The 22,221-nt window shown below is 68.1% G+C and carries 18 protein-coding genes and 1 tRNA gene (1 of these 19 only partly in view); 17 read left to right on the top strand and 2 right to left on the bottom strand.

The features are described from left to right. Positions 1–10 precede the first annotated feature (10 nt). From phnG to phnP, 9 genes are all read left to right on the top strand, one after another. Positions 11–460 carry a phosphonate C-P lyase system protein PhnG gene (gene phnG, locus ACIGKL_RS02635; protein ID WP_397485170.1) on the top strand — a complete coding sequence of 150 codons (450 nt, stop codon included), beginning with the start codon at positions 11–13 and terminating at the stop codon, positions 458–460. Beyond that, positions 460–1,071 (top strand): phosphonate C-P lyase system protein PhnH, encoded by a 612-nt coding sequence (gene phnH / locus ACIGKL_RS02630; RefSeq protein WP_397485169.1) that lies wholly within the window; start codon positions 460–462, stop codon positions 1,069–1,071. Before phnG ends, phnH begins: the two co-directional genes overlap by 1 nt. Beyond that, positions 1,071–2,147, top strand: a complete 1,077-nt coding sequence (locus tag ACIGKL_RS02625; RefSeq protein WP_397485168.1) for a carbon-phosphorus lyase complex subunit PhnI — start codon at positions 1,071–1,073, stop codon at positions 2,145–2,147. Before phnH ends, ACIGKL_RS02625 begins: the two co-directional genes overlap by 1 nt. After that, positions 2,147–3,016: an alpha-D-ribose 1-methylphosphonate 5-phosphate C-P-lyase PhnJ gene (locus tag ACIGKL_RS02620; RefSeq protein WP_397485167.1), complete on the top strand. Its 870-nt coding sequence runs from the start codon at positions 2,147–2,149 to the stop codon at positions 3,014–3,016. The genes ACIGKL_RS02625 and ACIGKL_RS02620 overlap by 1 nt, the downstream gene beginning before the upstream one ends. After that, entirely contained in the window at positions 3,013–3,822 is an 810-nt protein-coding gene (gene phnK, locus ACIGKL_RS02615; RefSeq protein WP_397485166.1) for a phosphonate C-P lyase system protein PhnK, read from the top strand. The genes ACIGKL_RS02620 and phnK overlap by 4 nt, the downstream gene beginning before the upstream one ends. Positions 3,823–3,974: 152 nt before the next feature. After that, positions 3,975–4,691, top strand: a complete 717-nt coding sequence (gene phnL / locus ACIGKL_RS02610; RefSeq protein ID WP_397485165.1) for a phosphonate C-P lyase system protein PhnL — start codon at positions 3,975–3,977, stop codon at positions 4,689–4,691. Beyond that, a complete protein-coding gene (locus tag ACIGKL_RS02605) occupies positions 4,681–5,826 on the top strand; it encodes an alpha-D-ribose 1-methylphosphonate 5-triphosphate diphosphatase (RefSeq protein WP_397485164.1) in 1,146 nt (381 codons plus the stop codon). Before phnL ends, ACIGKL_RS02605 begins: the two co-directional genes overlap by 11 nt. After that, positions 5,826–6,383, top strand: coding sequence for a phosphonate metabolism protein/1,5-bisphosphokinase (PRPP-forming) PhnN (gene phnN / locus ACIGKL_RS02600; RefSeq protein WP_397485163.1), 558 nt, complete (start codon positions 5,826–5,828; stop codon positions 6,381–6,383). The genes ACIGKL_RS02605 and phnN overlap by 1 nt, the downstream gene beginning before the upstream one ends. Further along, complete coding sequence (gene phnP, locus ACIGKL_RS02595) at positions 6,374–7,138, top strand: phosphonate metabolism protein PhnP (RefSeq protein WP_397485162.1); 765 nt, start codon at positions 6,374–6,376, stop codon at positions 7,136–7,138. Before phnN ends, phnP begins: the two co-directional genes overlap by 10 nt. 67 nt (positions 7,139–7,205) lie before the next feature. Here phnP and ACIGKL_RS02590 read toward each other — a convergent pair whose 3' ends face one another. Further along, positions 7,206–7,673, bottom strand: a complete 468-nt coding sequence (locus ACIGKL_RS02590; protein ID WP_397485161.1) for an Lrp/AsnC family transcriptional regulator — start codon at positions 7,671–7,673, stop codon at positions 7,206–7,208. Between the two features lie 198 nt (positions 7,674–7,871). Between ACIGKL_RS02590 and ACIGKL_RS02585 the strand changes: the two genes are divergently transcribed. The 3 genes from ACIGKL_RS02585 to ACIGKL_RS02575 all read left to right on the top strand — a co-directional run bounded on the left by ACIGKL_RS02585 (position 7,872) and on the right by ACIGKL_RS02575 (position 14,014). Beyond that, the gene (locus ACIGKL_RS02585; protein ID WP_397485160.1) at positions 7,872–11,339 is read left to right on the top strand and encodes an indolepyruvate ferredoxin oxidoreductase family protein; all 3,468 of its coding nucleotides are present in this window, start codon (positions 7,872–7,874) and stop codon (positions 11,337–11,339) included. Between the two features lie 79 nt (positions 11,340–11,418). Then, positions 11,419–12,477, top strand: a complete 1,059-nt coding sequence (locus ACIGKL_RS02580; protein WP_397485159.1) for a Leu/Phe/Val dehydrogenase — start codon at positions 11,419–11,421, stop codon at positions 12,475–12,477. 142 nt (positions 12,478–12,619) lie between these two features. Next, complete coding sequence (locus tag ACIGKL_RS02575) at positions 12,620–14,014, top strand: sodium-dependent transporter (protein ID WP_397485158.1); 1,395 nt, start codon at positions 12,620–12,622, stop codon at positions 14,012–14,014. Positions 14,015–14,169: 155 nt separating this feature from the next. On the opposite strand, the gene ACIGKL_RS02570 is transcribed toward ACIGKL_RS02575, so the two are convergent. Beyond that, a complete protein-coding gene (locus ACIGKL_RS02570) occupies positions 14,170–14,646 on the bottom strand; it encodes a GNAT family N-acetyltransferase (protein ID WP_397485157.1) in 477 nt (158 codons plus the stop codon). Positions 14,647–14,768: 122 nt separating this feature from the next. Here ACIGKL_RS02570 and ACIGKL_RS02565 point away from each other — a divergent pair. From ACIGKL_RS02565 to ACIGKL_RS02545, 5 genes are all read left to right on the top strand, one after another. Beyond that, positions 14,769–14,843: transfer RNA gene (locus ACIGKL_RS02565), tRNA-Arg, on the top strand. A 357-nt stretch (positions 14,844–15,200) separates the two neighbouring features. Further along, a complete protein-coding gene (locus ACIGKL_RS02560) occupies positions 15,201–15,740 on the top strand; it encodes a sigma-70 family RNA polymerase sigma factor (RefSeq protein WP_397485156.1) in 540 nt (179 codons plus the stop codon). Then, positions 15,741–17,417 (top strand): multidrug ABC transporter permease/ATP-binding protein, encoded by a 1,677-nt coding sequence (locus tag ACIGKL_RS02555; protein WP_397485155.1) that lies wholly within the window; start codon positions 15,741–15,743, stop codon positions 17,415–17,417. 187 nt (positions 17,418–17,604) lie between these two features. Then, positions 17,605–18,921, top strand: coding sequence for a lysine N(6)-hydroxylase/L-ornithine N(5)-oxygenase family protein (locus ACIGKL_RS02550; RefSeq protein ID WP_397485154.1), 1,317 nt, complete (start codon positions 17,605–17,607; stop codon positions 18,919–18,921). Positions 18,922–19,014: 93 nt separating this feature from the next. Further along, positions 19,015–22,221 carry the 5' portion of an amino acid adenylation domain-containing protein gene (locus tag ACIGKL_RS02545; RefSeq protein WP_397485153.1) on the top strand. 6,462 nt of this gene lie beyond the right edge of the window, so the window shows 3,207 of its 9,669 coding nt (coding positions 1–3,207); the start codon lies at positions 19,015–19,017; the stop codon falls past the right edge of the window.

Below are 22,221 nucleotides of genomic sequence, written 5' to 3'. Positions count from 1 at the left end.
GGAGACCCGCATGAACGACCATGATCCGAACATCGCCGCGCGCCAGCGCTGGATGGGCGTGCTGGCCCGCGCCGGCGACGCCCTCGATGCCCATGAGGCGGCGCTGAAAGACAGCGCCTACCAGCTGATCCGCGCCCCCGAGGTGGGCATGACCCTGGTGCGCGGGCGCATGGGCGGCACCGGCAGCGCCTTCAACCTCGGCGAGATGACCGTGACCCGCTGCGTGGTGCGCCTGGCCGACGGCCGTACCGGCTACAGCTACCTGGCAGGCCGCGACAAGCGCCGCGCCGAACTGGCGGCATTGGCCGACGCCCACCTGCAGGGCAGTGACCAGGCGCGCTGGCTCGGTGACCTGATCGAACCCCTGGCCCGCCAGCAGCGCGAACAGCGACTGGCTCGGGCCGCACAGACTGCCACCACCCAGGTGGAGTTCTTCACCCTGGTCAGAGGAGAGGATTGATGAACGCGCCGCACAGCTCGCACTGGCTGCAACCGGCTTTCGACGACCCGGTGCTGGACGCCCAGCTCAGCTTCCGCGCCGCCCTCGGCGCCCTGGCCGAACCGGGCCTACCACGCGCCATGGACCGCGCCCACACCCTGGGCGATCTGACCCCGGCCACCTACGGCCTGTGCCTGGCCTTTCTCGACAGCGACACGCCGCTATGGCTGGCGCCGCGCTTCGATACGCCGTTGATTCGCGCCAACCTGGCCTTCCACTGCGGCTGCCCGATCGTCGCCGAGCGCGAGATCGCCCTGTTTGCGCTGCTCGATGAGAGCGAGTTGAGCGATCTGTCGGACTTCGACAACGGCAGCGAACGCTACCCGGATCAGTCCTGCACGCTGCTGATTCAACTCGACGATCTGCACGCTGGCCCAGCCCTGCGCTGGCGCGGTCCGGGCATCAAGGACGTGCGCAGCGTCAGCCTGCCGTTGCCGGCCTCGTTCTGGCAGCAGCGCCAGGCGCGCAGCGCTTTTCCCCGTGGCCTGGACTGCTTCTTCGCCGCTGGCGGCGAGGTGATCGGCCTGCCACGCAGCACCCACGTGCTGATCGAAACCGAGGAGGCTGCCTGATGTATGTCGCCGTCAAGGGTGGCGAACGCGCCATCGACAATGCCCATCAACTGCTGGCCAGCCGTCGCCGCGGTGATACTGCCGTCGCCGAACTGGGCGTTGAGCAGATCCGCCAGCAGCTGCCGCTGGCCGTGGCCCGTGTGATGAGCGAAGGCTCGCTGTACGACGACGAACTGGCCGCGCTGGCCATCAAGCAGGCCGCAGGTGACTTGATGGAAGCCATCTTCCTCTTGCGCGCCTACCGCACCACGCTGCCGCGCTTCGGTGCCAGCGAGCCGCTGGATACCACGCAGATGCAGCTGGAGCGACGCATCTCCGCCACCTTCAAGGACCTGCCCGGTGGTCAACTGCTCGGCCCGACCTTCGATTACACCCACCGCCTGCTGGATTTCGCCCTGTTGGCCGAGGGCAACTATCCGGCGCCAGAAGCGGTCGTTACCGATGAGCCCAAGCCCTGTCCGCGGGTGCTGGATTTTCTTGCAAGCGAAGGCCTGATGGCCCGCGAGGCGGACGACGGCGCGCCGGTACCCGATATCACCCGCGAGCCGCTGGCCTTTCCCGCCAGCCGCGCCGAGCGCCTGCAGGCGCTGGCCCGTGGCGACGAGGGCTTCCTCCTGGCGCTGGGGTATTCCACCCAGCGTGGTTACGGACGCAACCACCCCTTCGCCGGGGAGATCCGCATCGGCGACGTCGAGGTGTGGATGACGCCCGCCGAACTGGGTTTCGCCGTGCCGCTGGGCGACATCGAAATCACCGAGTGCGAGATGGTCAACCAGTTCGTCGGTGAAAGTGCCGAGCAGGCGCAGTTCACCCGCGGCTACGGCCTGGCCTTCGGTTACGCCGAGCGCAAGGCCATGGGCATGGCCCTGGTCGACCGCGCGCTGCGAACCGCCGAGTACGGCGAGGAAGTGCAGGGTCCGGCGCAGGAAGAGGAATTCGTGCTGATGCACTGCGACAACGTCGAGGCCGCCGGCTTCGTTTCGCACCTGAAGTTGCCGCACTACGTCGACTTCCAGGCCGAACTGGAACTGATCCGCAAGCTGCGCCGACAGGCGCCGGCAGAGGAGAACCGCTGATGAACCTTTCCATCGCAAGCGGCGCCCGCGAGGCGTCGGCCTACAACTTCGCCTATCTGGATGAGCAGACCAAGCGCATGATCCGCCGTGGCCTGCTCAAGGCGGTGGCGATCCCCGGTTACCAGGTGCCTTTCGGAGGCCGCGAGATGCCGCTGCCCTATGGCTGGGGCACCGGCGGCATGCAGCTGACCGCCGCCATTCTCGGCGCGGACGACGTGCTCAAGGTGATCGACCAGGGCGCTGACGACACCACCAACGCGGTGTCGATCCGCCGCTTCTTCGCCCGCACCGCCGGCGTCGCCACCACCGAACGCACGGTGGAGGCCAGTGTGATCCAGACCCGCCACCGCATCCCGGAAACGCCGCTGTCGGCCGGGCAGATCATGGTCTACCAGGTGCCTATCCCCGAGCCTCTGCGCTTTATCGAGCCGAGCGAGCAGGAGACGCGGACCATGCATGCGCTGGAGGACTACGGCGTGATGCATGTGAAGCTGTATGAGGACATCGCCACCTTCGGCCATATCGCCACCGCCTACGCCTACCCGGTGACGGTGGACGAGCGCTACGTGATGGACCCGTCGCCAATCCCGAAATTCGACAACCCCAAGCTGGACATGAGCCCGGCGCTGATGCTGTTCGGCGCGGGGCGTGAAAAGCGCCTGTACGCGGTGCCGCCCTTTACCCACGTGGTCAGTCTGGACTTCGAGGATCACCCCTTCGCCGTGCAGCAGTGGGACGAGTGCTGCGCCTTCTGTGGCAGCACGGAATCCTTCCTCGACGAGCTGATCGTCGACGACGCCGGCAGCAAGCGCTACGTCTGCTCAGACACCGACTACTGCCGCCAGCGCACCGAGGAGAACCTGCAATGAGCGTTGCCGAACGTCTGCAACCTGCCGTGGCAGCGGCCGAGCCGCTGTTCTCGGCGCGTGATCTCACCCGCCTGTACGGCCCGGAAAAGGGTTGCCAGGGCGTCAGCTTCGACCTCTATCCCGGCGAGGTTCTGGGCATCGTCGGCGAGTCCGGCTCGGGCAAGTCCACCTTGCTCAGCCTGCTTTCCGGGCGCTGCCCGCCGGACCGCGGCAGCGTGAGTTATCGCGCTCGCGACGGCCAGTGGCTCGACCTGTACAGCGCCAGCGAGGCCGAGCGGCGCACGCTGCTGCGCACCGAGTGGGGCTTCGTCGAGCAGAACCCGCGTGACGGCCTGCGCATGGCGGTGTCGGCCGGCGCCAATATCGGCGAGCGGCTGATGGCCCAGGGCGTGCGCCACTATGGCGAGCTGCGCGCCGCCGGGCTCGACTGGCTGAGCCAGGTGGAGATCGACCCGGCGCGTATCGACGACCTGCCACGCACCTTCTCCGGCGGCATGCAGCAGCGCCTGCAGATCGCCCGCAACCTGGTCTCCGCACCGCGCCTGGTATTTATGGACGAGCCGACTGGCGGGCTGGACGTGTCGGTGCAGGCGCGCCTGCTCGACCTGCTGCGTGGCCTGGTGCGCGAGCTGGATCTGGCGGTGGTGATCGTCACCCACGACCTGGCGGTGGCGCGCCTGCTGGCCGACCGGCTGATGGTGATGCGCCGTTCGAAGGTGGTGGAGGCAGGGCTGACGGATCAGATTCTCGACGATCCACAGCATCCCTATTCGCAGCTGCTGGTGTCGTCCGTCTTGCAGCCATGAGCGTACCGCGAGCTGGCGCTGCGTAGGGTGGATGACGCTCTTCTCATCCACCAGCGAGTCGCCATCGGTGGATGGATAAAGCGCCATCCACCCTACAACCGACCACCCGTAGCCCCGAGGAAATCAGGGCTACGACGGTAACCGAGGTGTGTATGAACAACCTGATCGAGGTCAGCGGCCTCAGCAAGACCTTCACCCTGCACCAGCAGAACGGCGTCGTCCTGCAGGTGCTGCGTGACCTGAATTTCGCCGTGCGCGGCGGCGAGTGCCTGGTGCTGCACGGCCAGTCCGGCGCCGGCAAGTCGACCCTGCTGCGCACGCTGTACGGCAACTATCTGGCGGCCGGCGGCAGCATTCGCATCCGTCACCAGGGCGAGCCAGTTGAGCTGGTCGGCGCCGAGCCGCGCCAGGTGCTGGCGGTGCGCCGGCAGAGCCTGGGTTACGTCAGCCAGTTCCTGCGGGTCATCCCGCGCGTCTCTACCCTGGACGTGGTGATGGAGCCGGCGTTGGCCCGCGGCTGGACGCGCAGTGACGCCGAGGCGCGGGCCAAGAGCCTGCTGAGTCGGCTGAATATCCCCGAGGCGCTCTGGCAACTGGCGCCGGGCACCTTCTCCGGCGGCGAGCAGCAGCGCGTCAATATCGCCCGCGGCTTCATGGTCGAGTGGCCGGTGCTGCTGCTCGACGAACCCACCGCCTCGCTGGACGACGCCAACCGCCAGGTGGTGCTGGAGCTGATTCTCGAAGCCAAGGCGGCCGACAGCGCGCTGATCGGCATCTTCCACGACCGCATCGCCCGCGAGGCGGTGACCGACCGTTACCTCGACATGAGCGTCGCCGCGGCGCAACCGGAGTACGTCTATGTCGTCTGAACAGATTCTCAGCAACGCCCGTATCGTCACTGCCGAGCGCGAGTTCCTCGGCACCCTGTTGCTGCGTGACGGGCTGATCGCCGCGGTGGACGAGGGCGCCAGTCGCCTGCCGCAGGCCCAGGACCTGGGCGGCGATTACCTGCTGCCGGGGCTGGTGGAGCTGCACACCGACAACCTGGAAAAACACATGAGCCCCAGGCCTGGCGTGGATTGGCCGTCGATCTCGGCGGTGCTGACCCACGATGCGCAAATCGTCGCCGCCGGCATCACCACGGTGTTCGATGCGCTGGCCATCGGCGACATCAACCCGCGTGGCCGGCGCATGCAGCAGTTGCCGGCGATGATCGAGGCCATCGCCGCCAGCGAGGCGGCGGGGCAGACCCGCGCCGAGCACCGCCTGCACCTGCGTTGCGAGCTGTGCCACCCCGATGCCCTGACCATCTACCGCGACCTGGTGGAGCACCCGTTGGTGGCGCTGGTGTCGGTGATGGACCACTCACCCGGCCAGCGCCAGTTCGCCAAGGTGGAGAAGTACCGCGAGTACTACATGGGCAAGTACCACCTGAGCCCGGCGGAGATGGAGGATTTTCTCCAGGAACAGATCGCCAACTCGCGTCAGTACAGCGACCGCCAGCGTCGCGCCATAGTCGAAGACTGCCACGCCCGCGGCATCTCGGTGGCCAGCCATGACGACGCGACCCTGGCCCACGTGCAGGAGTCGGCCGGCTTCGGCATGGCCATCGCGGAGTTTCCCACCACCCTGGAAGCGGCCAGAGCCAGCCACGAGCTGGGGCTGAAGGTGCTGATGGGGGCACCGAATGTGGTGCGCGGCGGCTCGCACTCCGGCAATATCGCCGCCGCCGAACTGGCGCGCCACGGCGTGCTGGATATCCTCTCCAGCGACTACTACCCGGCCAGCCTGCTGCATGCGGCCTGGCTGCTCGCCGGGCAGGACAACGACTATGATTTGCCTGCGGCCATCGCCACCGTGAGCCGCGCGCCGGCCAGGGCGGCCGGACTGGATGACCGCGGCGAGATCCGCGTCGGTCTGCGCGCCGACCTGGTACAGGCCAGGGCCCATGACCAGCAGCCGGTGATCCAGCAGGTGTGGCGCCAAGCACGAAGGGTATTCTGATGCAGGGCAGGTTGATCTATCTGGTGGGGCCTTCGGGCTCGGGCAAGGACAGCCTGTTGCAAGCCGCGCGTGCGCCGCTGGAGGCGCACGGCTGCCGTTTCGCCCGGCGGGTTATCACCCGTAGCGCGGAGTCCGTCGGCGAGGATGCACTGGGCGTCACCCCGGACGAGTTCGAGCGTCTGCAGGGCGAGGGCGCCTTCGCCCTGAGCTGGCGTGCCAACGGTCTGGCCTACGGCATCCCGCGCGAGATCGACGACTGGCTGAGCGCCGGCCAGGACGTGCTGATCAATGGCTCGCGCGGTCATCTCGAGGCTGCGCGCCAGCGCTATCCGGATCTGCTGGCGATTCTTCTGCAGGTCGACGAAGCGGTGCTGCGCCAGCGCTTGCTGACCCGTGGCCGGGAAACGCCGGAGCAGATCGAGCAGCGCCTGGCGCGCAGCCGCAAGTTGCAGCAGGAGGATAGGGAACGCACTGTCATCCTCGACAACTCCGGCCCCCTGCAACAAACCGTCAGCCGCCTGCTGCATCTGCTCGACGAGGCCCGCCAATGCGCCTGACCCTGCTTGGTACCGGCGATGCCCGTCAGGTGCCCGTGTACAACTGCAGTTGCCCGGCATGCGATGCGGCACGCGTGTATCCGGCGCGGCGCCGTGGCCCCTGTTGCGCGCTGATCGAATGCGGCGCGCAGCGCTGGCTGATCGACAGCGGCCTGACCGATCTCACCGAGCGCTTCGCGCCGCACAGTCTCAGCGGCATTCTGCAGACCCACTACCACGCCGACCACGCCCAGGGCCTGTTGCACCTGCGCTGGGGCCAGGGACTGGTGATTCCGGTGCATGGCCCGGACGACCCGGAAGGGCTGGCCGATCTGTACAAGCACCCCGGCATTCTCGATTTCAGCCAGCCATTCGCCGCATTCGAGCGTCGCCAATTGGGCGAACTGCAGGTCACCGCGCTACCGCTGACCCACTCCAAGCCCACCTTTGGGTATTTGTTTGAGGGGAAGGGGTTCGAAGGGCAGGGCAGGCGTATCGCCTACCTCACCGATACAGTCGGCGTACCCGAGGCCAGCTGTGCCGAGCTCGGGCGTGCGCCGCTGGATCTGCTGGTGCTCGATTGCTCCACCGCCCCGCAACCCGTCGCACCACGCAACCACAACGACCTGACCCGCGCGCTCGAAGTCATCGAACGCCTGCAGCCGAAGCAAGCGGTGCTGACCCATATCGGCCACGCCTTCGACGCCTGGTTGCTGGATCATCCCGGCGTTTTGCCGCCCGGCGTTCGCCTGGCCAGCGACGGGCTGCTGCTGTAACCCGGCTGCAATCCGGAAATGCCTCGCCGGACGGCCCCGGATTGCATCCGGGCTACGGGCCGGGCGGTCAATCCAGCGGCAGTTCGGTGGTGCGTTTGACCTCGCTCATGGCGATATTGGAATGCGCCTCCTGCACGTGCGGGCGCTGCAACAGGTGGTCGCGCAAAAAACGCTCGTAGTCGGCGATGTCCTTGGCCACCACCTTGAGCAGGTAGTCCGAGCCGCCGGCCATGGTGTAGCACTCCAGCACCTGCGGGTAGCCCACCACCGCCTGCTCGAACTCTTCCAGATTGCCGCGGCCGTGGGCCGACAGCTTGATGTCGACGAACACCGTCATGCCCAGTCCCAGCTGCTTGGGGTTGAGCAGGGCGACCTTGCGTTCGATCAGGCCTTCCTCCTGCATGCGGTGAATCCGCCGCCAGCAGGGCGATTGCGACAGCTCGACCTTCTCCGCCACCTCGGCGGCGGACAGGTCGGCATCGTGCTGCAGCAGGCGGAGAATCTTGCGGTCGATGGGGCTCAGTTTGTCCTGCATGCTTGTTTCCGTTTTCTTGTGATTGTTGGAAGGATCATGCGCAGTATTGCCGCCGCAGCCCAAAAATAGAAAGAAAAAAGCGGAACCCCTCGGTCATGATTTTGCCCAGTCGTCCCGTGCAGCGATCCTGGCGGGGCAGAAGAGGGTGGCACCTACCGTTGCCGCCCAGGTCGCCATAAAAATAAAAGGAGCGCCCGCATGTCACTGGCCGAGATCCGCCTGGATGACAAGTACCGTCTCGCCACCGGTCACCTCTACCTGACCGGTACCCAGGCGCTGACCCGCCTGCCCATGCTGCAGAAGCAGCGTGACGCCGCCCATGGCCTGAACACCGCCTGCTTTATCTCCGGTTACCGTGGCTCGCCGCTGGGCAACCTGGACAAGAGCCTGTGGGACGCCAAGCAGTACCTCAAGGACAACCACATCCACTTCCAGCCCGGGGTCAACGAAGAACTGGCCGCCACCGCCTGCTGGGGCAGCCAGCAGACCAGCCTGTTCCCCGGCGCGCGCTACGATGGCGTGTTCGCCATGTGGTACGGCAAGGGCCCGGGTGTCGATCGTTGCGGCGACGTGTTCAAGCACGGCAACTCCGCCGGCGTTTCCCCTCATGGCGGCGTGCTGCTGCTGGCCGGCGACGATCATGGCTGCAAGTCTTCGAGCATCGCCCACCAGAGCGAGCACGCCTTTATCGCCGCCTCGATTCCGGTGCTCAACCCGGCCAACGTCCAGGAAATCCTCGACTACGGCATCATCGGCTGGGAGCTGTCGCGCTACAGCGGCTGCTGGGTGGCGCTGAAGACCATCGCCGAGAACGTCGATTCCTCGGCCGTGGTGGAGGTCGATCCGCTGCGGGTCGAGGTGAAGATTCCGGAAGATTTCCAACTGCCGGAAGACGGCGTGCACATCCGCTGGCCGGACCCGCCCCTGGTCCAGGAAAAGCGCCTCAACACCTACAAGATCTACGCCGCGCGCGCCTTCGCCCTGGCCAACAAGCTCAACCAGATCAAGCTCGATTCGCCCAATCCGCGCCTCGGCATTATCACCACGGGAAAATCGTATCTGGACGTGCGCCAGGCGCTGAATGACCTCGGCCTCGACGAGCAACTCTGCGCCCAGGTCGGCCTGCGCGTGCTCAAGGTCGGCATGAGCTGGCCGCTGGAGCCGGTGTCGGTGCACGAGTTCGCCGAGGGCCTGGACGAAATCCTGGTGGTGGAGGAAAAGCGCAGCATCATCGAGGACCAGCTGACCGGCCAGCTGTACAACTGGCCGGTGGGCAAGCGCCCGCGGGTGGTCGGCGAGTTCGACGAGCAGGGCGTGTCCTTGCTGCCGAACCTCTCCGAGCTGACCCCGGCGATGATCGCCCGAGTGATCGCCAAGCGCCTGGCGCCGATCTATTCCAGCCCGGTGATCGAGGAGCGCCTGGCCTTCCTCGCCGCCAAGGAGGCGGCGCTGGCCGCGCCCAAGCACAGCACCGCGCGCACCCCGCATTTCTGCTCCGGCTGCCCGCACAACAGCTCGACCAAGCTGCCGGAAGGCAGCCGCGCCCTGGGCGGCATCGGTTGCCACTACATGACCCAGTGGATGGACCGCAACACCGACACCTTTACCCAGATGGGCGGCGAGGGCGCGACCTGGATCGGCCAGGCGCCGTTCACCGACACCCCGCACGTGTTCCAGAACCTCGGCGACGGCACCTACTTCCATTCCGGCCAACTGGCCCTGCGCGCCTCGGTCGCCGCCGGAGTCAATATCACCTACAAGATCCTCTACAACGACGCGGTGGCCATGACCGGCGGCCAGCCCATCGACGGCGAGTTGCGCATCGACCAGCTCAGCCAGCAGGTCTATGCCGAGGGGGTCAAGCGTATCGCCCTGGTCAGCGACGAGCCGGACAAGTACCCGACCCGTGCCACCTTCGCGCCCATCGTCACCTTCCACCATCGCCGCGAGCTGGACGCCGTGCAGCGCGAGCTGCGCGAGTTCAAGGGCGTGTCGGTGATCCTCTACGATCAGACCTGCGCCACCGAGAAGCGCCGCCGGCGCAAGCGCGGCAAGCTGGTCGACCCGGCCAAGCGCGCCTTTATCAACCCGGCGGTGTGCGAGGGCTGCGGCGACTGCAGCGTGAAGTCCAACTGCCTGTCGGTGCTGCCGCTGGAGACCGAGCTGGGGCGCAAGCGCGAGATCGACCAGAACGCCTGCAACAAGGATTTCAGCTGCCTGGAAGGCTTCTGCCCGAGCTTCGTCACCGTGCACGGCGGCAGCTTGCGCAAGCCCGAGGCGGTGGGCCTGGGCGCGCTGTTTATCGCCCTGCCGGAGCCGCGCCAGCCTGCGCTGGAGCGTCCGTGGAACATTCTCCTGCCCGGCGTCGGCGGCAGCGGCGTGACCACGGTCGGCGCCTTGCTGGGCATGGCCGCGCATATCGAAGGCAAGGGCTGCAGCGTGCTGGATCAGGCCGGCCTGGCGCAGAAGTTCGGCCCGGTGGTCACCCATATCCGCATCGCCGCCAAACAGGAGGATATCTACGCCGTGCGCATCGCCGCCGGCGAGACCGACCTGCTGCTCGGCTGCGACCTGGTGGTGTCTGCCAGCGAGGAGGCCCTGGCCAAGCTCAACGACAAGATCGCCCATGCGCTGGTCAACAGCCACGAGGCGGCCACCGCCGAGTTCACCCGCAACCCCGATGCCCAGGTGCCCGGCGCCGCCATGCGCGAGGCCATCATCGAGGCGGTCGGCGCGGCCAAGACCCAGTTCGTCGACGCCACCCGCCTGGCCACCCGCCTGCTCGGCGACAGCATCGCCACCAACCTGTTTATGCTCGGCTTCGCCTATCAGAAGGGCCTGGTGCCGGTGTCGGCCGAGGCCATCAATAAGGCCATCGAACTCAATGGCGTGGCCGTGCAGCTCAACCAGCAGGCCTTTCTCTGGGGCCGCCGCGCCGCCCATGACCTGGCTGCGGTGGAGAAGCTGGCCGCGCCCAAGGTGGCCGAGGCGCCGCGTTGCCAGAGCCTGGAGGAAATCGTCGAGGATCGTGCGCAGCGTCTGAGCGCCTACCAGAACGCCGCCTACGCCGCGCGCTATCGCGAGCTGGTGGCGCGCGTGCGCCAGGCCGATGGCGATGCCGAGCAGCGCCTGAGCAAGGCGGTGGCGCGCTACTACTTCAAGCTGTTGGCCTACAAGGACGAGTACGAGGTGGCGCGGCTGTACAGCGACGCCGCCTTTACCAAGCAGCTCGAGGCGCAGTTCGAAGGCGACTACCAGCTGCAGTTCCACCTGGCGCCGAGCTGGTTGAGCAAGCCCGACCCGCTCACCGGTCAACCGCGCAAGCGCGCCTTCGGCCCCTGGATGCTCAAGGCCTTCGCCGTGCTGGCGCGCTTCAAGTTCCTCCGCGGCACGGCGCTAGATCCCTTTGGCCATAGCGCCGAGCGCAAACTGGAGCGCGAGCTGATCGCGGACTACGAGGCGACCGTGGCCCACCTGCTCGCCGAGCTCAATGCCGGCAACTACCGCACGGCGCTGGCGCTGGCCGAGCTGCCGGAGCAGATACGCGGCTACGGCCATGTCAAGGAGGCGGCGCTGGCCAAGGTGCGCGAGCAGGCCGCGCAGCTCAAGGCACGCCTGGCCGTCAGCGAAATCGCCGCGGTGCAGCTGTTCGAACCGGCCGCCTGATCTTCCCTGTCACCCCTTGCCACCCCCTCCCGCCTGGGAGCGGGGCGGCCTTTTACAATCCGATACCCGAGGTAACCCGATGTCCGTCTTCACCCACGTCGACTTCGATCAGCACGAACAGGTGGTCTACGGCCACGACAAGGCCAGCGGCCTGAAAGCCATCATCGCCATCCACGACAGCACCCTCGGCCCGGCTCTGGGCGGCTGCCGCATGTGGAACTACGCCTCGGACGAGGAAGCGCTGCGCGACGTGCTGCGCCTGTCGCGCGGCATGACCTACAAGTCGGCCCTGGCCCGTCTGCCGCTCGGTGGCGGCAAGGCGGTGATCATCGGCGACCCGCACAGCGGCAAGAGCGAGGCGCTGTTCCAGGCCATGGGCGATTTCGTCGACAGCCTCGGCGGGCGCTATATCACCGCGGCGGATTCCGGCACCGGCGTGGCCGAGATGCAGATCATGGCCGAACGCACCCGCCACGTGGCCGGCGCCGGCCAGCGCGAGGCCTTCGACGGCGGCAGCCGCGATGGCGACCCGTCGCCGTCCACCGCCTATGGCGTGTTCGTCGGTATCCAGGCGGCGGTGGCCCATCGCCTCGGCCGTCAGGATCTTTCCGGCATCCGCGTGGCCATCCAGGGCGTCGGCCAGGTCGGCTTCGGCCTGGCCAGGTTGCTCAAGGATGCCGGCGCCCAGCTGTGGGTGACCGATATCCATGCCGCCAACGTGCAGCGCGCGGTCGCCCAGCTCGGCGCCACGGCGGTCGGCCAGCACGATATCTACGGCCTCGACGTCGACGTCTTCGCCCCCTGCGCCCTCGGCGCCATCGTCAACCCGCAGACCCTCGAAGCGCTGCGCGCGCCGATCATCGCCGGCGCCGCCAACAACCAGCTGGCCGATGCCAGCCTGGCCGAGACCCTGCGTCGCCGCGAATGCCTGTATGCGCCGGATTACGCGATCAACGCCGGCGGCATCATTGACGTCTGCTACGAGCGCACCGGCGGCAGCGTCGCCCAGCTCAAGGCGCATATCGAAGGCATCGGCCCGACCCTGACGGAGATCTTCCAGCGCGCCGAGCGCGAAGGCGCCACCACCACCGCGATCGCCGACCGCATGGCCCGCGAGCGCCTGCAGGGCGGCCTTTGATCTGGTGCGCGCGGCGCACCCTACGAGGGTGGCGGCGCTGCCCGGCAACCCTGTCGTAGGGTGCGCCGCGCGCACCAACCCCGGGGTGGATCGACCGCCCCAGCCTCCTGACTTTTTCACAACAACAAGAGGGCAAGTCCCAATGAGTCAAGACAGCATCGCCGCCGGCGCCTTCGCCGGTACCCCCAGCAGCGCCGGCCGTGGCCTGTGGTCGTCGCGCTGGGTGTTCTTCCTCGCCGCCACCGGCTCGGCCGTGGGCCTGGGCAATATCTGGAAGTTCCCCTATATCACCGGGCAGAACGGCGGCGGCGCCTTCGTCCTGGTCTACCTGGCGTGCATCCTGGCCATCGGCATCCCGCTGCTGATGACCGAGGTGATGATCGGCCGCCGCGGCCGCGCCAACCCGGAGGGCGCCTTCGCCGCCCTGGCCAAGGAGGCGCGGGCCAGCCGGCACTGGCGCTGGCTGGGTACGCTGGCGGTGCTGACCGGTTTTCTCATCTTGAGCTTCTACACGGTGATCGCCGGCTGGGCCGTGGCCTATACCCCGGCGGCCATGAGCGGCAGCTTCGCCGGGCTGACCGGCGAGAGCAGCGGCGCGCTGTTCGGCGCCATGCTGGCCGATCCCTGGCAACTGGCCGGCTACGGCACCCTGGTGCTGGCGCTGACCCTGGGCATCGTCGCCTTCGGCGTGCGCGGCGGCCTGGAGCGCTCGCTGCGTTTCCTTATGCCGGGGCTGTTCGTCCTGCTCCTGGTGCTGGTCGGCTATGCCGCCACCACCGGGCATTTCATGCAGGCGGTGCACTTTCTCTTCGACGCCGACTTCAGCAAGCTCAGCGCCCAGGGCGTGCTGGTGGCGCTGGGCCACGCCTTCTTCACCTTGAGCCTGGCCAGCGGCGCGATGATGGCCTACGGCTCTTACCTGCCGGCCGGCACCTCGATCGCCAAGACCGCGCTGATGGTGGCCCTGGCCGATACCGGGGTGGCGCTGCTGGCCGGTCTGGCGATCTTCCCGCTGGTGTTCGCCAACGGCCTGGAGCCGGGCGCGGGGCCGGGGCTGATCTTCGTCACCCTGCCGATCGCCTTCGGCCAGATGCCACTGGGCCAGCTGGTCGGCGGGTTGTTCTTCATCATGCTGGCAATCGCCGCGCTGACCTCGGCGATCTCCCTGAGCGAGCCGACCATCGCCTGGCTGACCGAGAAGTTCGGCATCAGCCGCCTCAAGGCGGTGCTGGCCAGCGGTATTGCCCTGTGGCTGCTAAGCCTGGGCACGGTGCTGTCGTTCAACGCCTGGAGCGAGGTGACCCTGCTGGGCAAGACCTTCTTCGACAGCCTGGATTACCTCACCACCAACCTGCTGATGCCGCTGGGTGGCCTGGCCACCGTGCTGTTCGCCGGCTGGGCGCTGAGCCGCAAGACCGTGCAGGAGGCCATCGGCATCGAGCAGCCCGGGCTGTTCGCGTTGTGGTGGCAGGTGCTGCGCGTGGTCACCCCGCTGGGCATCCTGGTGGTGTTCCTGCATAGCCTCGGGTTGTTCTGAGGCGCTGGCGGGGCTGCTGAAAAACGCTGGTGGCCCCCAGCCGTCTTTAACGTGCCTGTTCGCGGATAAATCCGCTCCTACAACAGCCGTACTGCGTTGCCGCCATGGCGGGGCAGGGCACGGCCTGTAGGAGCGGCTTCAGCCGCGAAGCGCCTTCACTCCAGGGTCAGCGCCAGGCTGACGCCATGCGGCCGGAAGCCCAAGCCCTCGTAGAAACGATGCGCCGCCTCGCGGCTCTGGCTGCTCGACAGTGCCAGCTTGTAGCAGCCCCAGGCACGGGCGTGCTGCACCGCATGCTGCATCAGCGCCTGGCCGATGCCCAGGCCGCGCGCCTCGCTATCGACCACCACGTCCTCGAGAATCGCCGAGCGGGCGAAGTTGTGCGCCAGGTGCTCGATCAGGATCAGCGTGCAGGTGCCGAGCAGTTCGCCGTCGCGCTCGGCCACCAGCACCAGGCGATTCGTCGACAGCTTGGCCAGGCACAGGGCGAGCAGGCCGGCGTCGGGCGGCGGCTCGTCCGTGCCCAGCTGCTGCAGCAGGCTGGCCAGCGGCTTGGCGTCGGCAGTGCAGGCGGCGCGGATGGCGTAGGTGGCGAAGGGCGAGTCGGGCAGGGCATCGGGGCGGTTCGGCATGGTGCGGCCTCCTGGCGTTGGCTCGAAGGAGTATGGCGCGGTCTGCGTGGCGGTGGCATGACAAATCCGCGCGACGCCGCTAAGATGCCGCCCGGCCTTCGCGATCCCTTGCGTGCGGCCTTGTCCCCTTAGTTCAACGGATAGAATAAGCCCCTCCTAAGGGCTAGATGCTGGTTCGATTCCAGCAGGGGACGCCATCTCTCCCGGCCCGTCGCGCCGAGCGCCGCTGCTCCTACCCTTGATTGCGTTTTGAGTGCCGTTCGGCCGTGATGCCGCGCACATCTCTTCATCGTGCGGCGGCGGACTGTTCCTTGGGTTTCCAGCGGCGAATGCCGCGTTGGCAGGCCCTTGCAGGGCGATGTGTCCGTTTGCCGGCGCGGCGATTGCGGCGCGTCGCCAGTATTGTAATGAGAAACGTTTGCATGCAGGATTGGCGCTCTTTGTTCAGAGCCTAGCCGCACATGGAATGTTCTCTGGAATCGCTACCGACTTCGCGCCGGCGAGTTTCCCGACAAGCCTACGGCCCGCGCGCCCCGGCATACGGCAACGCCGCCGTGTTGATCGACCGCAAGGCCTTGCTGAGCGCCTACCAGGCCCAGAGCCAGGCGTTGCTCAACCTGGCGACCCGGGTGCTGGGCTGCCGGAGCCGGGCCGAGGACGTCTTGCAGGACGCTTTTCTCAAGCTCTGGGAGGGCAGCCTGAACCTGTCGATGGTGCAGGCACCCGAGCGCTACCTGAACCGTCTGGTGCGCAATCTGGCCATCGACCATCTGCGCCGCCTGCAGCTGGAGCAGCGCTACGGCGCCGCCGGCGAGCTGGCCGAATTGCAGCCCTCGGAGATTTCGCCGGAGCAGGTGGTGGGCGGGCAGCAGGCGCTGCGCCAGTTGCTCGCCGCGCTGGCCGAACTCACCCCGCGCATGCGCCGGGTGTTCACCCTCAGCCAACTGGACGGACTCACCCAGCGCGAGGTGGCGACCACCCTGGGGGCCTCGCCTGCGCTGATCAACCTGATCCTGCGTGACACACTGGGACATTGTCGGGTCCGACTCGATGGACAATGCCGGCGCGCTTGCCCGCTGGCCAAGAGGTCTTGAATGAAGCTGCTTCGACTGGTTTTCCGTGAATACCGCTGGTCCATCGCCCTGGTCCTGGCGCTGAGCCTGGGCAGCGCGCTGCTCAGCGTGGCGGTGATCGCCTTCGTCAACCAGCGCATGCTCACCCCGGCCGCCCATCCGGGCGCGGCGCTGGGGCAGTTCGTCGCCTTGCTGGCGCTGCTGCTGGTGCTGGCCTCGGCGGCGCAGCTGTCGCTCACGGCCCTGGGCCACCGCTTCGTCTACCGCCTGCGTCGGGCGCTGGTGAAGCGGGTGCTGGACACCGCCATCGAGCGCCTTGAGGTGATCGGCGGTTCGACCATCATCGCCAGCCTGTCCAGCGATATCCGCAATATCACCCTGGCCTTCGTGCACCTGCCCGAGCTGATCTACGGCAGCGTGTTGACCCTGGCGGCGTTCGCCTACCTGGCCTGGTTGTCGCCCGGCCTGTTCGTCACCACGCTGCTGTGGATGAGCTTCACCCTGGGCGTCGGCTGGCTGCTGGTGGGCAAGCTCAATCACCACCTGCGTCTGCTGCGCGAGTCGGAGGATCGCCTGTATGGCGACTACCAGGCGGTCATCGATGGGCGCAAGGAACTCACGCTCAACCGCTACCGTGCGCAGCGCCTGTACGAAGACGAATTCGACGTCAGCGCGCGGGCCTACCGCGACCACGTGACGCTGGCCGACCGTTACCACGGGCTGGCCAGCAACTGGGCCAACATCATGGTGCTGGGCACCATCGGCCTGGTGTTCTACCTGGCCAATGGTCTGGGTTGGGCCTCCACGGCGGTGGCCTCGACCTACGCGCTGACCATCCTGTTCATGCGCACGCCGCTGGTTTCCGCGGTGGCGGCGATTCCCACGCAGATCGCCGGGCGGGTGGCGCTGGACAAGGTCGAGTCGCTGGCGCTGGCGCCCCACGTCGATGCCTTCGACCACCCGGGCGAAAGCCTGGCGGCCAACTGGCACAGCCTGGAGCTGCGCGACGTGGAGTACCGTTACCCGGCTCAGGGCGACGAACCGGGCTTCGATGTCGGTCCGATCAACCTGCAACTGCGCCGCGGCGAGACGGTGTTCCTGGTCGGCGGCAACGGCAGCGGCAAGTCGACCTTCGCCCGCTTGCTCAGCGGCCTGTACATCCCCCAGCGGGGCGAGATCCGCCTCGACGGCAAGGTCCTGGCCCTGGAAGACTGGCCGGCCTACCGCCAGTTGTTCGCCTCGGTATTCACCGACTATCACCTGTTCTCGCAACTGCTCGGCCCTCAGGGCCTGGCGGTGGCGGACGAGGAGCTGAACCTCTGGCTCGACAGCCTGCATATCCGTCACAAGGTGCAGGTGGCGGCGGGGCGCCTGCAGGACACGCGGCTGTCGGCCGGGCAGCGCAAGCGCCTGGCCCTGTTGCTGGCGATGCTCGAAGGGCGCGAGATTCTCCTGCTCGACGAGTGGGCCGCCGACCAGGACCCCTTGTTCCGCCAGGTGTTCTACCGCGAGCTGTTGCCGCAGTTGAAGGCGGCCGGCAAGACCCTGTTCGCCATCAGCCACGACGACCACTACTTCGACCAGGCCGACCGCCTGCTGAAGATGGATGGCGGCCGGCTCAGCGAGTTGCAGGGCGAGCAACGCGCCCGCGCCAGTCGCAACGCGCTGCGTGAAATCGGCGGTCGCGCCCACTCCTGAGCGACGCCGAGCCAGCCCCTGCGCCCGCGAATCTGCGGGCGCAGTCGCGTTTGCCGGTCAGGTTGCGCGCATGGCGCAAAATCGCCTAAACAATCGATCTCCTTGTTCGTCATTGCTAATGAGAATGCTTTTCAATTTATGACGATTGGATGGCAATACATTCAGCGGGCAGACATCAGGGGGATTTATGGGGCTCGTATACGACTACATCGGGGTTGGCTTCGGGCCCTCTAACCTGGCTCTGGCCATCGCCACCGAAGAGTTCGCCCAGCGCAGCGGGCGGGAGCCGAACGCCTGCTTCATCGAGCGCAAGCCGGCGTTCAGCTGGCACGAAGGCATGCTGATCGACGGCTCGACCATGCAGATCTCCTTCCTCAAGGACCTGGCCACGCTGCGCAACCCGGCCAGCCGGTTCACCTTCATCAACTACCTCAAGGAGCGCGGGCGCCTGGAGGACTTCGTCAACCTGAAGACCTTCTTCCCCAGCCGCGAGGAGTACAACGATTACCTGGGCTGGGCCGCCGCGGCGTTCGCCGAGCAGGTGCACTACGGCGAAGAGGTGATCAACGTCGAGCCCTTCTACAGCGCCGGCGACTGCGCCGGCGTCGAAGTGCTGTCGCGCAGCGCCGACGGCCAGCTGCTGCGGCGTCGGGCGCGCAACCTGGTGTTCGGCATCGGCGGGGTGGCGCAGGTGCCGGCGGCGTTCGCCGGGCTGAGCGATGCACGCATCGTCCACTCCTCGCGCTATCTCGGCGGGCTCGACGGCTTGCTGGGCGAGGCGGCGCAGCCGCGGCGCGTGGCGATAGTCGGCGGTGGGCAGAGCGCGGCGGAAATCTTCTACGACCTGAGCAGCCGTTGCGCCCAGGTCGAGGCGACCCTGTTGCTGCGTGGCAGCACCCTCAAACCGTCCGACGACAGCCCGTTCGTCAACGAGATCTTCAATGCCGGCTTCACCGACCGGATCTTCGCGCAGAGCGCCGCCCAGCGCGCCCAGTTGCTCGACGAGTACCGCAACACCAACTACTCGGTGGTCGACCTGGAACTGATCGAGAAGATCTACCAGCTGTTCTACCAGCAGAAACTGCGCGGCGAGCACCGTCACCGCTTGCTCGGCCACTGCGAGGTGACGGCAGTGTCGACCACGGGCGCCGGCGTGCAACTGGCGCTGCGCAACAAGCTGGACGGCGCACTGGATACGCAGACCTTCGACGCGGTGATCCTCGCCACCGGCTACCGCCGCGACTACCACCGCACGCTGCTGGCCGGCCTTGCCGACTACATCGAAAGCGATGCGGTCGACCGCCAGTACCGCCTGAACCTGCGCCCCGGCTGCCCGGCGCAGATCTTCCTGCAAGGCAGCTGCGAGCACAGCCACGGCCTGAGCGACACCCTGCTGTCGGTGCTGGCCATGCGTTCCGCCGAGCTGGTGGCCGCGATGTTCGCCGAACCGCACGGCCTGCCGGCGCGCGAGCCGCTGCGCCTGGCGAGCGCCTCGCTCGGCTAGCCGCGCGCCCCGCCGCGTTTTCCCTTCTTCCTGCGACAGGCCCGGCGCGTTGGCCGGGCTGTCGTGCCGCTACGAGTTTTCACGGGTGACGAGATGATATCGACAGTGGATCAGGCGCTGCACTTTGCCGACATTCTGGATTACTACGCCGAGCGCGAGCCGGGCCGCCTGGCCATCCGGCATATCGTGCACGACCAGGAGCCGCCGCTGCTGACCCACTACGGCGAGCTGCGCGAGCGGGCCCTGGCCATCGCCGGCCTGCTGCAGCAACGCCTCGGTCGCCAGGGCGGCGCGCGCTGCGTGTTGCTGCTGCCCAGCGGCGCCGACTATGCCGCGGCTTTCTTCGCTTGCCTGTATGCCGGCGTGATCGCCGTGCCGGCCTTCCCGCCGGAGAACAACCGGCAGATGCATATCGAGCGCCTGACCGGCATCCTGCTCGACGCCAAGCCCGCCGTGGTGCTCGCCCCGCGCGAAGTCGTCGGACGCTGCCGGGCGGCCCTGCAGCCGCTGCTGGTCGATGGTGCGGCGCTGATCGCCATCGAAGACATCGGCAGCGAGTATCGCGCCGGCTACCAGCGGCAACCGATCGGCGCCGATGGCCTGGCCTTCCTGCAATACACCTCCGGCTCCACCAGTGCGCCCAAGGGGGTGATGGTCAGCCATGCCAACCTGCTCGCCAACGAGCGCAGCATGAGCCGTGGCTTCGCCGCCGGCGCGGAGGAGTCCTGGCTCAGCTGGTTGCCGCTGTATCACGACATGGGCCTGATGGCCGGCCTGCTGCTGCCGATCCTGCATGGCGGCACGCTCACGCTGCTGGCGCCGAACTTCTTCCTGGCCCGGCCGGCGCGCTGGCTGCAGGCGATCAGTCGCTACGCCGGCAGCTTCTCCGGTGGCCCCGACTTCGCCTTCCGCCTGTGCGCCGAGCGGGTGCCGGACAGCGTGCTGGAAACCCTCGACCTGAGCAGCTGGCGCCTGGCGTTTTCCGGCTCCGAGCCGATTCGCCTGGATACCCTGGAGGCCTTCACCCGGCGTTTCGCCGCGGCCGGTTTCCGCCCCGAGGCGCTGACCGCCAGCTATGGCCTGGCCGAGGCGACCCTGTTCGTCTGCGCCGACGCTGCGCGGCAGGCGCCGCGGATCGGGACGTTCGACGGCCTCGAGCCGGGTTGCCCGGCCAGCCGCCTGCCGGCATGCGGCTGGAGCGATGCCGAGCACCCGCTGCGCGTCGTCGACCCGCACAGCCTGGAGCCCCTGGGCGACGACCGGGTCGGCGAAATCTGGGTGGCCGGGCCGAGCGTCGCCCAGGGCTACTGGCAGAACCCCGCGGCCACGGCCGCCAGCTTCGTCGAGCGCGACGGCCGGCGCTGGCTGCGCACCGGCGACCTGGGCATCGCCAGCGCCGGGCAGATGTACATCGCCGGGCGCCTCAAGGACCTGATCATCCTCAACGGCCAGAACCTCTATCCGCAGGACATCGAGCAGGCCCTGGAACAGGACATCGAACTGCTGCGCAAGGGCCGCATCGCCGCCTTCGCCGCGACCGACGAGCGCGGCCAGGAAGGCGTCGGCCTGGCCCTGGAGATCAGCCGCAACGTGCGCCGGCTGGTCAATGCCGAGATGATCTGCCGGCGCATAGCCGACGGCATGGGCGAGCGTTTCCAGCTGGCGCCGCAACTGATCCTGCTGCTCGAACCGGGCGCCTTGCCGCGCACCACCAGCGGCAAGCTGCAACGTTCCGCCTGTCGCGTCGGCTGGCAGGACGGCAGCCTCGCCGCCTTCGCGGTCTGGCAGCAGGGCCGCCTGCGCGGCGAGACGCCGGCGCACCCGGACGCGGTGGCAGGCGAGGTGTTGCCCGAGGTGCTGGCGGCCTGGCAGGAGGTGCTGGGCGGCGATGGGCTGGGCAGCGCTGAGCATTTCTTCGCCCGTGGCGGCGACTCGGTCGGCGTGGTGCAGGTGCTGGCGCGCCTGAATGCCGCGCTGGGCCTGGAGCTGCAGGCCGAGGGCCTGTTCGAGCACCCGCGCCTGGGCGACTTCAGCGCCTGGGTCGCGGCCCAGCCGCGCAGCACCCGGCAGATGCCGGCGCTGACCGCGGTGGCGCGCGGCGCGACCTGCCGGCAATCCTTCGCCCAGCAGCGCCTGTGGTTCCTCGACCGGCTGCAGGAAGACCCCAGCGCCTACCTGCTCGGCGGGGAGCTGCGCCTGCAGGGGCGCCTCGACGAAATCGCCCTGCAGCGCAGCTTCGACGACCTGGCTGCGCGCCACGAGAGCCTGCGCACCCGCTTCCTGGCTGCCGAGGAAGACGCCGCGCCGCTGCAGCGCATCGACCCGCCCGCGAGGGTGCCGCTGGCGCGTTTCGACCTGCGTGGCCGCGACGATGCCCAGGCCGCCCTGGAACAACTGACCCGGGCGCGACTGTCCCAGCCGCTGGATCTGCAGCAAGGGCCACTCTGGCACCTCAGCCTGGTGCGGGTGGCCGACGAGGACTACCGCCTGCTGCTGGTGATGCACCACATCATTTGCGACGGCTGGTCGATCCAGGTGCTGATCGAGGAATTCGCCCAGCTCTATGCCGCCCACGTCGCCGGGCAGACACCAGGCTTGCCGGCCCTGCCGGTGCAGTACGCCGACTACGCCGCCTGGCAGCAGGCCTGGTTGCAGGCCGGCGAGGGCGAGCGGCAACTGGCCTACTGGCGCGCGCAGCTGGGCGACCAGCAGCCGTTGCTCGAACTGCCCGGCGACCGGCCCCGGCCGGCGCGCCAGAGCCACCGCGGCGGGCGCCATGGCATCCGTCTCGACCAGGTGCTGAGCCAGCGCCTGCGCGACATGGCCGCGGCCCGGGGGGTGACCCTGTTCATGCTGCTGCTGGCCGCCTTCAAGGTGCAGCTGCAGCGCTACAGCGGCCAGCGCGACATCCGCGTCGGCGTGCCCAGCGCCGGGCGCGTGTGCCGTGAAACGGAGCGGCTGATCGGCTTCTTCGTCAACACCCAGGTGCTGCGCAGCCAGTTCGGCGCCGAGCAGTCCTTCGAGCAGGTACTGGCCCAGGTCAAGGCGGCGGCGCTGGGGGCGCAGGCCCATCAGTTGCTGCCGTTCGAGCAGCTGGTCGAGGCCCTGGCGCCGCAGCGCAGCCTGAGCCACAACCCGCTGTTCCAGGTGAAGTTCACCCAGCAGTTCGCCCTGGCTCAGGATCTGGCCCTGCCTGGCGTGACCCTCAGCGCCCGGCAGCTGGACGAACAAGCCGCGCACTTCGATCTGGGGCTGGATATCACCGACCTGGCGCAGGGCATCGACGCCGTCTTCACCTAT

This window comes from Pseudomonas sp. NPDC077186 (genome assembly GCF_044543505.1).
Classification (GTDB): Bacteria; Pseudomonadota; Gammaproteobacteria; order Pseudomonadales; family Pseudomonadaceae; genus Aquipseudomonas.
Note: the sequence above shows the minus strand (reverse complement) of the source record. Positions and strands in the feature narration are given on the sequence as shown.

Coding starts and splice junctions, on each gene's coding strand:
- phnL (WP_397485165.1), top strand. CDS start 3,975: ATGAACAACCTGATCGAGGTCAGCGGCCTCAGCAAGACCTTCACCCTG.
- ACIGKL_RS02580 (WP_397485159.1), top strand. CDS start 11,419: ATGTCCGTCTTCACCCACGTCGACTTCGATCAGCACGAACAGGTGGTC.
- ACIGKL_RS02605 (WP_397485164.1), top strand. CDS start 4,681: ATGTCGTCTGAACAGATTCTCAGCAACGCCCGTATCGTCACTGCCGAG.
- ACIGKL_RS02550 (WP_397485154.1), top strand. CDS start 17,605: ATGGGGCTCGTATACGACTACATCGGGGTTGGCTTCGGGCCCTCTAAC.
- ACIGKL_RS02555 (WP_397485155.1), top strand. CDS start 15,741: ATGAAGCTGCTTCGACTGGTTTTCCGTGAATACCGCTGGTCCATCGCC.
- ACIGKL_RS02585 (WP_397485160.1), top strand. CDS start 7,872: ATGTCACTGGCCGAGATCCGCCTGGATGACAAGTACCGTCTCGCCACC.
- ACIGKL_RS02590 (WP_397485161.1), bottom strand. CDS start 7,673: ATGCAGGACAAACTGAGCCCCATCGACCGCAAGATTCTCCGCCTGCTG.
- phnP (WP_397485162.1), top strand. CDS start 6,374: ATGCGCCTGACCCTGCTTGGTACCGGCGATGCCCGTCAGGTGCCCGTG.
- phnH (WP_397485169.1), top strand. CDS start 460: ATGAACGCGCCGCACAGCTCGCACTGGCTGCAACCGGCTTTCGACGAC.
- phnK (WP_397485166.1), top strand. CDS start 3,013: ATGAGCGTTGCCGAACGTCTGCAACCTGCCGTGGCAGCGGCCGAGCCG.
- ACIGKL_RS02625 (WP_397485168.1), top strand. CDS start 1,071: ATGTATGTCGCCGTCAAGGGTGGCGAACGCGCCATCGACAATGCCCAT.
- ACIGKL_RS02620 (WP_397485167.1), top strand. CDS start 2,147: ATGAACCTTTCCATCGCAAGCGGCGCCCGCGAGGCGTCGGCCTACAAC.
- phnN (WP_397485163.1), top strand. CDS start 5,826: ATGCAGGGCAGGTTGATCTATCTGGTGGGGCCTTCGGGCTCGGGCAAG.
- phnG (WP_397485170.1), top strand. CDS start 11: ATGAACGACCATGATCCGAACATCGCCGCGCGCCAGCGCTGGATGGGC.
- ACIGKL_RS02570 (WP_397485157.1), bottom strand. CDS start 14,646: ATGCCGAACCGCCCCGATGCCCTGCCCGACTCGCCCTTCGCCACCTAC.
- ACIGKL_RS02575 (WP_397485158.1), top strand. CDS start 12,620: ATGAGTCAAGACAGCATCGCCGCCGGCGCCTTCGCCGGTACCCCCAGC.